Source organism: Intestinimonas sp. HCP28S3_D6 (genome assembly GCF_052065695.1).
Classification (GTDB): domain Bacteria; phylum Bacillota; class Clostridia; order Oscillospirales; family Oscillospiraceae; genus Intestinimonas.
Map to the genome: position 1 here is coordinate 22,721 of NZ_JBQHTM010000038.1, position 13,190 is coordinate 35,910.

At 64.9% G+C, this 13,190-nt stretch carries 11 protein-coding genes; 6 read left to right on the top strand and 5 right to left on the bottom strand.

The genetic code is table 11. The features are described from left to right. Positions 1 to 192 precede the first annotated feature (192 nt). Together ACTNBK_RS12420 and ACTNBK_RS12425 are read left to right on the top strand one after the other, a co-directional pair. Entirely contained in the window at positions 193 to 2,073 is a 1,881-nt protein-coding gene (locus ACTNBK_RS12420; protein WP_441146513.1) for a VanW family protein, read from the top strand. Further along, positions 2,070 to 2,993 carry a DUF975 family protein gene (locus ACTNBK_RS12425; RefSeq protein ID WP_441146515.1) on the top strand — a complete coding sequence of 308 codons (924 nt, stop codon included), beginning with the start codon at positions 2,070 to 2,072 and terminating at the stop codon, positions 2,991 to 2,993. The genes ACTNBK_RS12420 and ACTNBK_RS12425 overlap by 4 nt, the downstream gene beginning before the upstream one ends. A gap of 123 nt (positions 2,994 to 3,116) precedes the next feature. On the opposite strand, the gene ACTNBK_RS12430 is transcribed toward ACTNBK_RS12425, so the two are convergent. Continuing rightward, the gene (locus ACTNBK_RS12430) at positions 3,117 to 3,563 is read right to left on the bottom strand and encodes a hypothetical protein (RefSeq protein ID WP_441146517.1); all 447 of its coding nucleotides are present in this window, start codon (positions 3,561 to 3,563) and stop codon (positions 3,117 to 3,119) included. Positions 3,564 to 3,636: 73 nt separating this feature from the next. On the opposite strand from ACTNBK_RS12430, the gene ACTNBK_RS12435 reads away from it, so the two are divergent. Together ACTNBK_RS12435 and ACTNBK_RS12440 are read left to right on the top strand one after the other, a co-directional pair. Next, complete coding sequence (locus ACTNBK_RS12435) at positions 3,637 to 4,317, top strand: DUF2461 family protein (RefSeq protein ID WP_441146519.1); 681 nt, start codon at positions 3,637 to 3,639, stop codon at positions 4,315 to 4,317. Positions 4,318 to 4,386: 69 nt separating this feature from the next. Continuing rightward, positions 4,387 to 5,118, top strand: coding sequence for a polysaccharide deacetylase family protein (locus tag ACTNBK_RS12440; RefSeq protein WP_441146521.1), 732 nt, complete (start codon positions 4,387 to 4,389; stop codon positions 5,116 to 5,118). A gap of 48 nt (positions 5,119 to 5,166) precedes the next feature. Here the strand turns inward: ACTNBK_RS12440 and ACTNBK_RS12445 are convergent, their stop codons facing one another. The 4 genes from ACTNBK_RS12445 to ACTNBK_RS12460 all read right to left on the bottom strand — a co-directional run bounded on the left by ACTNBK_RS12445 (position 5,167) and on the right by ACTNBK_RS12460 (position 9,679). Beyond that, a complete protein-coding gene (locus ACTNBK_RS12445; protein WP_441146523.1) occupies positions 5,167 to 6,546 on the bottom strand; it encodes an NCS2 family permease in 1,380 nt (459 codons plus the stop codon). 41 nt (positions 6,547 to 6,587) lie between these two features. Then, the gene (locus tag ACTNBK_RS12450) at positions 6,588 to 6,875 is read right to left on the bottom strand and encodes a DUF1294 domain-containing protein (RefSeq protein WP_441146525.1); all 288 of its coding nucleotides are present in this window, start codon (positions 6,873 to 6,875) and stop codon (positions 6,588 to 6,590) included. Continuing rightward, positions 6,872 to 7,513: a hypothetical protein gene (locus tag ACTNBK_RS12455; protein WP_441146527.1), complete on the bottom strand. Its 642-nt coding sequence runs from the start codon at positions 7,511 to 7,513 to the stop codon at positions 6,872 to 6,874. Before ACTNBK_RS12455 ends, ACTNBK_RS12450 begins: the two co-directional genes overlap by 4 nt. A gap of 90 nt (positions 7,514 to 7,603) precedes the next feature. Next, positions 7,604 to 9,679, bottom strand: coding sequence for an ATP-dependent helicase (locus ACTNBK_RS12460; protein WP_441146529.1), 2,076 nt, complete (start codon positions 9,677 to 9,679; stop codon positions 7,604 to 7,606). 366 nt (positions 9,680 to 10,045) lie between these two features. Here ACTNBK_RS12460 and prfB point away from each other — a divergent pair, with 366 nt between their 5' ends. Beyond that, on the top strand, positions 10,046 to 11,167 hold the full coding sequence (gene prfB, locus ACTNBK_RS12465) for a peptide chain release factor 2 (protein WP_294515205.1): 1,122 nt from the start codon (positions 10,046 to 10,048) through the stop codon (positions 11,165 to 11,167). Positions 11,168 to 11,355: 188 nt separating this feature from the next. Then, positions 11,356 to 13,190 (top strand): bifunctional metallophosphatase/5'-nucleotidase (locus ACTNBK_RS12470; RefSeq protein ID WP_441146531.1); only part of this gene is annotated, 1,835 nt, incomplete at its 3' end.

Genomic DNA, 13,190 nt, shown 5'->3' on the forward strand with positions numbered 1-13,190 from the left:
CGCCGGGGACGGGATCAAAGCCCTGCCAGTGAGCTGGCGCGGGTTCTGCTCCGACGATGTAACCGTTCTGTAATTGCTTTTTTTCCCTGTGGAACATATAATGTATCATGGTTTCATGCAAATAGGACCTGACGACCGGCCCGTCCTCCAACGGGTATGGACCGGGAACCGTGTAATTGGAGGCATCCGTCTATGGAAGAGAAAAAGTCCGGTAAGCGGCTGGCCAAGCCGGAAGGCGAGGCCAAAAAGAGCCGGCGGGGGCTCATCGCCTCCGGGATCGTGGTGGCGGTGTTGGCCGCCGGCTATCTGGGGCTGTGCACCTGGGTGGGTGCCAGCGGCACAACTCTGCCCGGTACCACCGCCGGGGGCGTAGAGCTGGGCGGACTCACCCGGGACCAGGTGGAGCGCCGCCTGGATGAGGACCTCAAGCAGCGCTATACCGGGAAAGAGATCACCCTTCAGGTGGACGGCACCAGCCAGAGCTATACTGTAAGCGGCAGCGTGCTGGACGTGGACACCAGCGCCGTCACCGACGCCGCCTGCGGTCTGAGCCAGGGGAATTTCTTCAGCCGGGGCTGGCGGCTCATCCAGTCGCTGCTGGGGGGCAATGACATTGAAGTCCCCCTCAGCTATACCCAGGAGGGGGAGGCCCAGGTGGACGCCCTGCTGACCCAGATCGAGTCCGAGCTGGGCGGCGGCGTCCAGGAGACCACCTGGGAGGTCCAGGGAGATCAGCTGGTCTTCCACATGGGTACCCCCGGCCGGGCCTTTGACCTGAGCAACACCAAGGCGGACATCCTGGACGCCTTTGCCGGGGAGAGCCAGGAGCCTCTGGTCCTCTCTACCGTCACTACCGACCCCGCCGACGTGGACGTGGAGGCCGTCCACGACCAGGTCTACGCCGAGGTGCAGAACGCCGCCCTGGACAAGGAGACCTTTGAGATCACCCCCAGCGTTACCGGTCTGGACTTCCAGACCGCCGACGCCCAGGCAGCCCTGAAGGACGCCGCCTGGGGCAGCGACGTGTCGGTGCCCCTCACCGTCACCGAGCCCACCGTCTCCACCGAGAGCCTGAAGGCACTCCTCTTCCGGGACGTGCTGGGCGAGGCCAGCTCCAGCGTCTCCGGCTCCTCCAACCGAAAGAGCAACGTGAAGCTTTCCGCCTCGGTGTGCGACGGCATCATCCTGCTGCCTGGCGAGGTTTTCTCCTACAACAACACCACCGGCAGCCGCACCGCCGACAAGGGCTATCTCCCCGCCCCCTCCTATGTGGGCGGCAAGTCCACCGACGAGGTGGGCGGCGGTATCTGTCAGACCTCCTCCACCATCTACTACGCCGCCCTCAACTCCAACCTGAAGATCGTGGAGCGGCACAACCACATGTTCGCCGTGGGCTACGTCCCCGACGGCATGGACGCCACCGTGTGGTACGGCGCCTCCGACTTCCGCTTTGAAAATGACACCGACTACCCCATCAAGATCGTCACCTCTTATAAAAACAGCCGCCTCACCGTCCAGATCTACGGCACCAAGACCGACGACCTGTACGTAAAGATGACCAACAAGGAGCTCTCCTCCACGGCCTGGAGCACCGAGTACAAGGTAGATCCCTCCCTGCCCGCCGGCTCCACCAAGACCGAGCAGACCCCCTACCGTGGCCGTGTGGTGGAGGCCTACCGCAACGTCTATGACGGCAACGGCAACCTGGTGAGCTCCACCCTGGAGAGCAAGAGCACCTACAAGATGCGCAACCAGATCATCCTGGTGAGCCCCTATGACGCCGCCCAGTACGGCCTCACCGAGGCCGACGGCGCCATCATCACCACCCCGTCGCCCTCGCCCTCTGCCCCGGCGGAGACGACTCCCGCCACCGCTACCCCCAGCGCTACCCCCAGCGCCACACCGGTGCTGCCGGTGGAGCCCCAGCCGTCGGCCACCCCCAGCGCCGCACCGGCGGAGACCCCGGCGCCCTCCGCCGTTCCCTCGGAGACTCCGGCGGCCAGTGAGACCACTCCCGACATCGGCATTCCCCTGACCACAGCGCCCCAGAACACAGAGGAGGCCCAGGCATGACAGAACATCCCAGCCAGCAGCGCAGAGCCCTGAAGTTTCGGGCCAAGCGTACCTTTTTCCGCTTCATCCGGCCCTGCCTGGTGTGCACCTTCCTCCTCATTCTCCTCTCCCTGCTGGCGCAGCTTTTTTCCGTGGTGAGCGGAGGCACCTTCTTCTACACCGTCATGGATGTGCGGCAGTTTCCCATGTCCACCGGCATCTGGAAGGCCGACGCCACCGCCATGACCAACCTGTTGGCCCTCCTGGGCCTGGAGAGACTGGGCGACCTGGGCGGACTGGTTTTCTCCGTCCGCTATGAGGATGTGGGTCAGGTGCTGGTGTTCCCGGTGGCCTGGCGTCAGGTGGTCAACGTGGCGGTGATCCAGGGTATCGTGCTCCTGGTCACCGCTCCCCTGAGCTATGGAGTGCTCAGCCAGTACCGGGGCTTCCTGGAGGGCCGGGTCCGGCCCTTCCGGGCCCTCTTCGGCTGGTACGCCGACCTGCGCCTCACCGCCAAGGCCCTGGCCGTCCAGGTCATCCTGACCCTGTGGCGGCTGCTCTCCACCCTGCTGTGCCTCCTGCCCGGCATGTTCTGTGCCGTGGCCGGTACCATCGTCCCCAACGGTGAGATCATGCTGCTGCTGTCCAGCCCCGTGCTCCTGCTGGGGCTGCTGGCGGGCTACTACCTCTATGTGCTCCTCCTGCCGGCCCGCTATGTGCTGGCACGGGACCCGGTCTCCTCGGTGCCCCAGGCATTCTCCAAAGGGTTGAGCCTGTTGGCCGGACGCCACCTGGAGTACTTCAAGCTCAATTTCTCCTTCCTGCCCTGGCATATCATCTCCATGCTCCTCTACGGCGTCCCCGACCTCTTCGTCATCCCCTATGTGGAGATGTCCAACTTCCTCTTCCTGGACCCGCCGCCGGTGCCGGAGAACCTGTAAAAACTGGACAGGCCTTGTGAAAGCAGGATGGGAAATTTCTCCGGCGAGAAACTTTGGGAAAAGCGCAGACGGCGCGCGGCGGATGCGGCGCCCCGTCTGTCCAATCCTCCGGTGCTGTCCGGCTTAGAGGGTGCAGACGCCCTCACGGACTTCACCGGAGAAGGTGTAGCGGTAACGCAGGCCGATGACCTGAGAGGTACCGGCGGCCGGTTCCCGCCAGGTGAACAGGGCCTGCCCACCGGCGGCCAGACCGGGCAGCACCGGCTCCTCCGCCGGGCGGCCCTCGATGCGAAGGCTTCCCGGCTCTATGGTGCCGTCGGGGGCCACCTCCACCTGGTCCATGGGCAGGGAGGAGCGGTTATACACCGTCACCGCCCGGACAAGACCCTCTCCGTCGGGCCAGGTCCGGGTCTCGCCCCCCAGTTCCACAAAGTGGAGCAGGGATGTCCCACGGGGAGAAAGTACCCCCAACAGACGCCGGGGACCGTCGGCGGCTTCCAGCCGCAGGTCCCCCTCCCACCAGCAGAGCAGGGGCTCCGGCCGGTGGAGACAAAATGCACATTGATCCATGCAGTATCCCTCCGCCCCATTCTATGCCGCCGGACCGTCGGCGTGCCCCGGGACGGAGGGGAGAGGAGTTATCATGTTTCAGGGATTTTCCGACCGGACCATCGACTTTATGTGGGGCATCCGGTTCAACAATGAGAAGAGCTGGTTTGAGGCCAACAAGGAGACCTACCTCCGGGACTTCTACCAGCCCATGCGGGAGCTCAACCGGGAGGTGTGGGAGCGGCTCAACGCCGCCGCCCCCGACCTGGGCCTCTTCGGCAAGGTGAGCCGCATCTACCGGGACGCCCGGCGGCTCTACGGCCGGGGACCCTATAAGGACCACCTGTGGTGGAGCATCCAGCGGCCCACCGACGAGGAATTCGCCCGGCGTCCGGTACTCTGGTTCGAGCTGGAGCCGGAGGGCTGGTCCTACGGCATGGGCTACTACCAGGCCCCGCCGGTCACCATGGCCAAGCTGCGCCACCGGCTGGACCACGATCCCGCCCCCTTTGAAAAGCTGCTCCGGCAGATCAGGAAGCAGGACCGCTTCACTCTGGAGACGGAGGCCTACAAGCGGCCCAAGGGCCACCTGAGCCCCCTGCTGGACCCCTGGTACAACGCCCGCAGCTTTGCCCTGAGCCGGGACCACAAGGGCCATCAGCCCGTTCTTTACTCCCATGACCTGGTGGACCTGGTGGGAGAGGATCTGGAGACCCTGCTGCCCATATACCGGTATATCCTGTCGGTGGAGGCCGACCCAGACCCCCGAGACTAAAAATTACCAGAAAAATAGGACCGCCCGCCGGACATACTGTTTGAGAACGAACAGGAAAGGCGGGCGGTCATGTTGTCGAGAGGGATAAAGTGCCGCGCGGCGGCGGCCCTGGTCCTCCTGCTGCTCACCGCCTGGGCGGTGGCGCCCTGGGTGGCGACGGCGTCGGTGCCGGCGGCGGCATGGACGGCGGCGGAGACCCCCAAGCTCATCGCCCTCACCTTTGACGACGGACCCCGCCGCTCCACCACCACCGCTCTGCTGGACGGCCTGGCGCAGCGGGGGGTGAAGGCAACCTTCTTCCTCATCGGCGCCCAACTGGAGCACAACGAGGACCTCATCCGGCGCATGGATGCCGAGGGCCACCAGATCGGCATCCACACCTACGACCACGTCGCCCTCACCGGCCTCTCCAAGGCCGATTTCGATGCCCAGGTGGCCCTCACCCGGCAGAAGCTCATGGCCATCCTGGGCCACGACGGCTTTCTCCTCCGGCCCCCCTACGGGGCGGTGGACGACGCCGTGCGCAAAAACGCCGGCTGTCCCATCATCCTCTGGTCCATCGACCCGGAGGACTGGGGGGACCAGAACGCCGCCCGGGAGATCGAGCATGTGGTGGCCAACGCCAAAGACGGCTCCATCATCCTCCTCCACGACATCTTTCCCCCCAGCGTGGAGGCCGCCCTGGCCATTGTGGACCGGCTCCACGCCCAGGGCTATCTCTTCGTCACGGTGGAGGAGCTTTTCGCCGCCAGGCACATCACCCTGGAGGCGGGGGAGGTCTACCGGGAAGCCTGTCCGTAAAAAAAGACCGGAGGTCCCAAACGGGACCTCCGGTCTTTTGGCGTTTCTTCAGAAGAAAAAGTATTTGAGGACGAAGAGCACGGCCAGCACGCACAGGGCGGGGTTGAGGGAGCGGCGCTTCTCACCGCCGGCGGCCAGGTGGATGACTACATAGGAGATGACGCCCAGGGCGATGCCCTCGGAGATGGAGTAGAGGAAGGGCATGGCCGCCACGCACAGGAAGGCGGGGATGGCCTGGGCGTAGTCGGAGAAGTCCACCTTCAGGATGGAGCCCATCATGAGGAAACCCACCACCACCAGAGCGGGGGCGGTGGCGAAGGAGGGGATGGCCAGGAAGATGGGGGAGAGGAAGAGAGATAGGCCGAAGAGAGCGGCGGAGAAGAGACCGGTGAGGCCGGTGCGGCCGCCCTCGGCCATGCCGGCGGCGCTCTCGGCGAAGGTGGTGACGGTGGAGGTGCCCAGCACGGCGCCGGCGGCGGTGCCCACGGCGTCGGAGAGAAGAGCCCCCTTCAGCCGGGGCAGCCGGCCCTTTTCGTCCAGCAGGTCGGACTGGGCGGCCATACCCATGATGCCGCCCAGGGTGTCAAAGAGGTCCACAAAGAGGAAGGCAAAGACCACCAGGGCAAAATCGGGGGTGAGGGCTTTGGAGAAGTCCATCTGACCCAGGGTAGGCATCAGGCTGGGCATGCCGAAGCCGCCGGAGAAATCGGGGATGAGGCTCCCCTTGACGGCGGGGTCGTAGAGCCCCACGAGCTGGCAGAGGATGCCCAGGGCCCAGGTGGCCAGCATGCCCCAGAGGATGTGGCCCTTCACCTTCCGCACCATAAGGACGGCGGTGAGGAGGATGCCCACCATGGCCAGAGCCACGGCGATGCCCACGGTGGAGAACTCACCGGCGTTGGCGGAGAAGTTGTACATGGCCACCAGGGTGGAGGAGTCCACCACCAGCCCGCAGTTCTGAAGGCCGATAAAGGCGATGAAGAGGCCAATGCCCGCCGATACGGCGTGCTTGAGGCTCATGGGGATGGCGTTGAAGACGGCCTCCCGCACGGGAGTGAGGGAGAGGAGGATGAAGATGACGCCCTCCACAAAGACGGCGGCCAGGGCCATCTGCCAGGAGTAGCCCATCTTCAGCACCACGGTGTAGGCAAAGTAGGCGTTGAGGCCCATGCCCGCCGAGAGGACGAAGGGATAGTTGGACAAAAAGGCCATGAGGACCGTGGCCACGATGGAGGCCAGGCACGTGGCGGTAAAGACCGCCCCCCGGTCCATGCCGGCGTCGCCCAGAATGGAGGGGTTGACGGCCAGGATGTAGGCCATGGTCATGAAGGTGGTGACGCCGGCCGCGGCCTCGGTGCGGACGGTGGTGTGCCGCTCCCGGAGGCGGAAGGTGCGGTCCAGGAAACCACCGGTGTGGGGTGAAGACATGGGAAGCACTTCCTTTCCAATGCCCCGTTGGGGCGCATTACTCAGCCCAGGGCCAGCCAGATGAGAAGCCCCACATCCAGGGCGGAGAGCAGGGGAAAGCCAAAGCGGAAATACCAGTGGCGGGTCTTGTGGCGGAAGACCTGCATGGCCAGGGTGCCACCCAGGGCGCCGCCCAGGAGGGCGAAGAGCCACAGGGTGGACTCGGGGATGCGCCAGGCGCCCCGCCGGGCCTTCCACTTGTCCACACCCATGAGGGCAAAGTCGATGGCGCTGGTGAAGCACAGCCACAGGGCCGCTACCGCCCAGTGGTCGGCCAGGAAGGCCCTCATACGCCTACCCCCGGCGCAACCAGGCCGCCCCCCAGCTTGGTGGTCTGGAACCACAGCCGGAAGTCCACGGCATACTCCTTGCCACTGTCTAGAAGGGTACACAGCTCGGTGCCGTCCCGGCGCTCCTCCAGGGCGATGATGGTCACCCAGTGCCAGTCATCCAGGCCCTCCACCTCGCCGCTGTGGAGGTTGAGCCAGGCCACCGGCTGGTCGGCGCCCAGGGCGGAGCGGAGGAAGGCGGTGCACTGATCCACGGTGGGCCGGGCCAGCCGCAGCCGGGGGATGTCCAGCTCCCGCAGGGGCAGTGTGATCCCTTTGGCAGCGGCAAAGGCAGTAAGACCCTTGACGAAGAGGTGGGTGGTGTTGACCCCGTGCTTGCCGGGGGTAGTAAACTTCCACATCTCCTCCATAAGGGCTAGGACGTCCTTCTGCGCCCAGCTCCCAGAGGGGTACAGGGGGGAGCAGGCCTTCCGGGTCTGGGCCAGATAGCTGGTCATCACACTGGCGGTGGTGGGGCCACAGCCGGCCTTCTGCTGCCACTCGTCGGCGTACCAGAGCTGGTCGGCCCCCTGCCAGGATCGGCTGCCCTGGGTGACGGTGAGCAGTTCGGGACGGCTGATCGAATAGTTGGTTTCCATGACGGTCTCCCTTCGGACGCCCATACGGCGTCCCATTGGACATGATAGTTCATTTTACCTCACCTTTTGGGGAAACGCAAGGGATGGGACCTAGGCCCGCCGGAGGAGTCCTCCCTTCCGGCAGGCGGTGAGGTCCAGCCGCCGGACCCCCACCTTCTCAAAGTCGATGACGGCGATGCTGCCAGTGCGGCTCTCGATGATCCCGGGCCCAAATTGGCGATGAACCACCGCCGCCCCGGGGGCAAAGTCCAGCTCCCACTGGGCGGCGGGCACCTCGGCGGTGGGGGCAGGCTGGTCCGGCTCCCCCAACAGCTCGGAGACGAAGGGAAAGCGGACCCGGTCCGGCTCCCCGAATTTGGCCTCGTAGGTGAGCAGCTCCAGGGTCTCCCTGGCCCGGGTGGCCCCCACGTAGAAGAGCCGCCGCTCCTCCTCCAGGGCCTGCCGGGCCTCGGCGGGGGAGGCGTCGGCCTGCCGCCGGGCGGGGAAGAGCCCCTCGGCGGCGTCGATGAGGAGGACCCGGTCGTACTCCAGGCCCTTGCTGGCGTGGATGGTGGAGAGGACGAAGGGACAGGCGGGGTCAGACCCGCCCCCAGAGGCCAGAATCTCCTGGAGCTCCTCCAGCCGCCGAAGCAGCCCCGCCGGGTCGGAGTTCTGGACGGCCAGGGCCAGCAGTACGTCCAACCGGCCGGTATCCATCCGCTCCTCCCCCAGGTATTCCCCATAGCCCATGTATTTCACGATGCGGCGCAGGGCGGCGAAGCTGCTCATCTGGGGCAGCTTGGAGAGGTGGGTGCCGAAGGCCTTCACCCGGCCCACCTGCCAGGGGGCGAGGCCGGCACCGGAGAGGAGGCAGTCCACCACCGTCTGTCCCGGCTTCTGGCGGCTTAAGAGGTTGGTGAGGAGGGCCTTTTTGATCTTCAGGTCCAGCTTCCAGCACACCCGCAGGAATCGATCCCGGTCGTCGGGCCGGTAGGCCAGGGTGAGGACGTCGGTGAGGCCCCGGACGATGGGGCTGGTAAAGAAGAAGCCCTCCCGTTGGCGGCAGGCGTAGGCCACCCCCTCCCGCTCCAGCAGGTCGATGAGGGGGAGGGCGCTGTCGTTGTTGCGGTAGAGGACGGCGGTGGACCGCCGGCAGTCCTTGGCCGCCTGGAGAAGATACCGGGCCTGGCGGCTGTAATCGGTCAGCTCCACCCGGCGGATGGGCTCCCCCTGCCGGTTGTCGGTGCGCATGTGCTTGTCCCGGCGGTCACGGTTGCCCCGGATGAAGGCGTCCGCCCGGGAGACGATGGCCCCGGTGGAGCGGTAGTTGGTCTCCATGAGCAGGACTTTGGCCCCCGGCCAGTTCTGCTCGAAGTCCAGCAGGGCCCGGGGGCAGGCCGCACGGAAGCCGTAAATGCTCTGGTCCTCGTCCCCCACCATGAAGAGGTTCCGGTGTTCCCCCGCCAGCAGGGCCAGGATCACGTGCTGGATTTTGGAGGTGTCCTGAGCCTCGTCCAGGCAGAGCCAGCGGTAACGGCTGCGGTAGTAGTGCAGGATCTCCGGCTCCCGGAGGAGGATACGCAGGGCGAAGACCATCTGGTCGTCAAAGTCCATGAGTCGGCTGCGGCGCAGGTAGTCCTGGTACTCGAAGTACACGGCGGGGAAGTCCATCCCCTCCACCGTGTGGCGGTGGATGTCGGCCTCCGGGAGCATCATGTTCTTGCAGTAGGTGATGTGGGTCCGGGCCTCCTTGATCTGCTGCTCGGTGGGGAAGTCGCTGCCCGTGCGCTGAAGGAGGTCCCGGAGGACGGCGTTCAGGCGGGCTTCGCTGTCGGCCAGGGTGAAGGGCTCGGAGCCCTTCCACCGGGCGTAGGTGTGGATGATGGAGGCGCACAGGCCGTTGATGGTGCGGAAGGAGAGCTGCCGGGCCAGGTCCTCCCCGAAGAGGGCGGCGAACCGCCTGGCCATGTCCCCGGCGGCGGAGACGGTGTAGGTGACGGTGAGGATCTCCTTTGGGGAGATGCCCCGGCAGCGGATGAGGCAGCCCAGCCGGGCCACCAGCACGGTGGTCTTGCCGCTGCCCGGCACCGCCAGCAGCAGCACGGGCCCCTCTCCGGCCAGCACCGCCGCTTTTTGCTGTTCACTCAGGTCCAGGGGCAGGGAGGCCAGAAATTCCTCCTCGGTCATGGGCGCACCTCCTCTCATCGTAAAATATTATTATATCGGTCCGGCGGAAAAAAGACAAGCGGGACGGGCACCGGAGGGGGAGGGGGCGCATAGACTGGTCCAGACTGACCGTTTGGAGAGAGGGGGCGTGGTCCGTGCAGGAGCAGCAGCGGAAGAAGGAGAGCGGCCGGGAACGGCGGCCGGAGGATGTGGACGACCTCATTTTCCGGGAGGAGCCAGTCCCCGGCAGCAGTCAGAGATGAGCCCGCCCGCCTTTCGGGCGGGCTTACCGCTGTTTTATGTGGTTTGGGGCGGGTTTTCCTTTACATAGTGGAAAGATTCGGGTATAATAGATAAGCTATCTGAACGGAAGTGAGCGTGCAAGCGATGCTGCAATTCGACGAGTACAAGGTAAAACTCAACAATATCAAGCCCGCCCTGGACGAGCTCTCCCAGGCCCTGGACCTGCCCGCCGCCGAGCGGGAGCTGGATATGCTCAACTCGGAGAGCGCCGCCCCCGGCTTCTGGGACGACCTGGAAAAGTCCCAGAAGGTCACCCGCCGGATGCGCCAGCTGGAGAACAAGCTGGAGGCCCAGCGCAAACGGGAGAGCCAGTGGGAGGACCTCATGACCCTGTGCGAGATGGGCAACGAGGAGGAGGACGAGTCCCTGGTGCCCGAGCTGGAGGAGGGCTACGCCAAGCTGGAGGAGGAGATCGGTGAGGCCAAGCTGGCCACGCTGCTCACCGGCGAGTACGACAACTCCAACGCCATCCTCACCTTCCACGCCGGCGCCGGCGGCACCGAGGCCCAGGACTGGGCCCAGATGCTCTACCGCATGTACACCCGCTGGGCTGAGCGCCACGGCTTCACCTATCAGATCATCGACTACCTGGACGGCGACGAGGCCGGTATCAAGTCGGCCACCATCATGATCGAGGGCGAGAACGCTTACGGCTTCCTCAAGAGTGAGCACGGCGTCCACCGGCTGGTCCGGGTCTCCCCCTTTGACGCCAATGCCCGCCGCCAGACATCCTTCGCCGCCCTGGAGGTCATGCCCGAGATCCCCGACGACGTGGAGGTGGATATCCGCCCCGAGGACATTGAGATGCAGGTGTTCCGCTCCTCCGGCGCCGGCGGCCAGCACATCAACAAGACCTCCTCCGCCGTACGCCTCATCCACAAGCCCACCGGCATCGTGGTTTCCTCCCAGCAGGAGCGGTCCCAGTTCCAGAACAAGGACACCTGTATGCGGATGCTCCGGTCCAAGCTGGTGGAGCTCCAGATGCAGGCCCACGCCGAGAAGATCTCCGACCTTAAGGGTGTGCAGATGAAGATCGAGTGGGGCAGCCAGATCCGCTCCTACGTCTTTATGCCCTACCAGCTGGTCAAGGACAACCGCACCGCCTATGAGACCAGCAACATCAATGCCGTCATGGACGGCGACCTGGACGGTTTCATTAACGCCTACCTCACCGCCGAGGCCACCGGCAACTGGGCCAGTAAATAAAGTCAAAAACCGGAGACGAGCATGCTCGTCTCCGGTTTTTTATTACCTATTACCAAAAGCACCGCATAAATGTAAAATTTTCTTTTACATTGTATTGTATTCTTCTTCCTGCCTTGGTACTATAAGAAGTATTAGGGGAAGGAACTGAGGAAAACCCTAAAAAACGAGGAAAGGTGGAAAACGGGAAAATGAAGAAGAAAGTGCTCTCGCTGGCACTGGCGGCGGCTATGACGGTGAGTCTGGCAGCGCCTGCGCTGGCGGCGGAAGAGAGCGAAAGCGGCAAGATCGTGATCCTGCACACCAACGATGTGCACTGCGGAATCGACCCTGTGACCGACGAGGAGACCGGGGCCGTGACCAACATGGGCTACGCCGGTGTGGCGGCCTACAAGGCCGAGATGGAGGCCCAGTACGGGGCGGAGAACGTCACCCTTGTGGATGCGGGTGACGCCATCCAGGGCGGCCCTATCGGGACCCTGTCCAAGGGCTCCTACATCGTGGACATCATGAACGAGGTGGGCTATGACTTCGCCATCCCGGGCAACCACGAGTTCGACTACGGCATGGACAACTTCCTGACCCTGGCCCAGGAGAAGGCTGCGTACACCTACCTGTGCTGCAACTTCACCGACCTGAAGGGTAAGTCCGTTCTGGACGCCTACAAGGTGGTTGACTACGGCGACGTGAGCGTGGGCTATGTGGGCATCGACACCCCCGAGTCCTTCACCAAGTCCACCCCCACCTACTTCCAGGACGCCGAGGGCAACTATATTTACAGCTTCAGCCAAGGCAACGATGGCGCTGATCTCTACGCCGCCGTGCAGAAGGCCGTGGATGCCGCTGTGGCCGACGGCGCCGACTACGTGGTGGCACTGGGTCACCTGGGCAACGAGGGCTCCACCGACGTGTGGACCTCCAAGGCTGTCATCGCCAACACCACCGGCATCGACGTGTTCATCGACGGCCACTCCCACGAGACCTACGAGGAGACCGTCCAGAACAAGGACGGCGAGGACGTGACTCTGGCCCAGACCGGCACCAAGCTGGCCAACATCGGCAAGGTGGTCATCGACACCAAGACCGGCGACATCACCGCCGAGCTGGTGAGCGGCTACGACAAGCAGGACGAGACCGTGGCGGCCTACGTGGCCAAGGTGAACGAGGAGTTTGCCGGTGTGCTTCAGGAAGTGGTGGCCAAGAGCGACGTGGCCCTCACCACCCTGGACCCCGCCACCGGTGAGCGGGCCGTGCGCAACGCCGAGACCAACCTGGGCGACCTGTGCGCCGACGCCTACCGCGTGCTGCTGGGCGCCGACGTGGCCTTCGTGAACGGCGGCGGTATCCGTGCCGACATCCCCGCCGGCGACATCACCTACGAGCAGATTATCAACGTCCATCCCTTCGGCAACGAGGCCTGCCTGGTGGAGACCACCGGTCAGGACATCCTGGACGCCCTGGAGATGGGCGCGCGCCTGTACCCAGAGGAGAACGGCGGCTTCCTGCAGGTGTCCGGCATCAGCTACACCATCGACGCCTCCGTGCCCTCCTCCGTGGTGCTCAACGACGAGGGTGAGTTCGTGAAGGTGGACGGCGACTACCGTGTGAAGGACGTCATGGTGGGGGATGAGCCTCTGGACGTGACCAAGACCTACACCCTGGCCTCCCACAACTACATGCTCAAGAGCGGCGGCGACGGCTTTGTGATGTTCAAGGGCGACACCCTGCTCAAGGACTCCGTGCTCATCGACAACCAGGTGCTCATCAACTACATCGTGGACGAGCTGGGCGGCGTGGTGAGCGAGACTTACGCCGAGCCCCAGGGCCGGATCACCATCGTGAACGCCGATCAGGCCGCCGAGACCCCCGCTGAGGAGCCCAAGGCTCCCGCCGACTGGGCCGACGTGGCCGCTGACGCCTGGTACGCCGAGGCCGTGAACTACGTCATCGAGGGCGGCATCATGGGCTCCACCAGCACCGACGCCCAGGTCTTTACTCCCAACGGCACCGTGACCCGGGCCACCGT

What these genes read in the sequence shown, in the direction of transcription:
- ACTNBK_RS12420 (WP_441146513.1), top strand. Translation starts at nt 193, where the DNA reads ATGGAAGAGAAAAAGTCCGGTAAGCGGCTGGCCAAGCCGGAAGGCGAG.
- ACTNBK_RS12425 (WP_441146515.1), top strand. Translation starts at nt 2,070, where the DNA reads ATGACAGAACATCCCAGCCAGCAGCGCAGAGCCCTGAAGTTTCGGGCC.
- ACTNBK_RS12430 (WP_441146517.1), bottom strand. Translation starts at nt 3,563, where the DNA reads ATGGATCAATGTGCATTTTGTCTCCACCGGCCGGAGCCCCTGCTCTGC.
- ACTNBK_RS12435 (WP_441146519.1), top strand. Translation starts at nt 3,637, where the DNA reads ATGTTTCAGGGATTTTCCGACCGGACCATCGACTTTATGTGGGGCATC.
- ACTNBK_RS12440 (WP_441146521.1), top strand. Translation starts at nt 4,387, where the DNA reads ATGTTGTCGAGAGGGATAAAGTGCCGCGCGGCGGCGGCCCTGGTCCTC.
- ACTNBK_RS12445 (WP_441146523.1), bottom strand. Translation starts at nt 6,546, where the DNA reads ATGTCTTCACCCCACACCGGTGGTTTCCTGGACCGCACCTTCCGCCTC.
- ACTNBK_RS12450 (WP_441146525.1), bottom strand. Translation starts at nt 6,875, where the DNA reads ATGAGGGCCTTCCTGGCCGACCACTGGGCGGTAGCGGCCCTGTGGCTG.
- ACTNBK_RS12455 (WP_441146527.1), bottom strand. Translation starts at nt 7,513, where the DNA reads ATGGAAACCAACTATTCGATCAGCCGTCCCGAACTGCTCACCGTCACC.
- ACTNBK_RS12460 (WP_441146529.1), bottom strand. Translation starts at nt 9,679, where the DNA reads ATGACCGAGGAGGAATTTCTGGCCTCCCTGCCCCTGGACCTGAGTGAA.
- prfB (WP_294515205.1), top strand. Translation starts at nt 10,046, where the DNA reads ATGCTGCAATTCGACGAGTACAAGGTAAAACTCAACAATATCAAGCCC.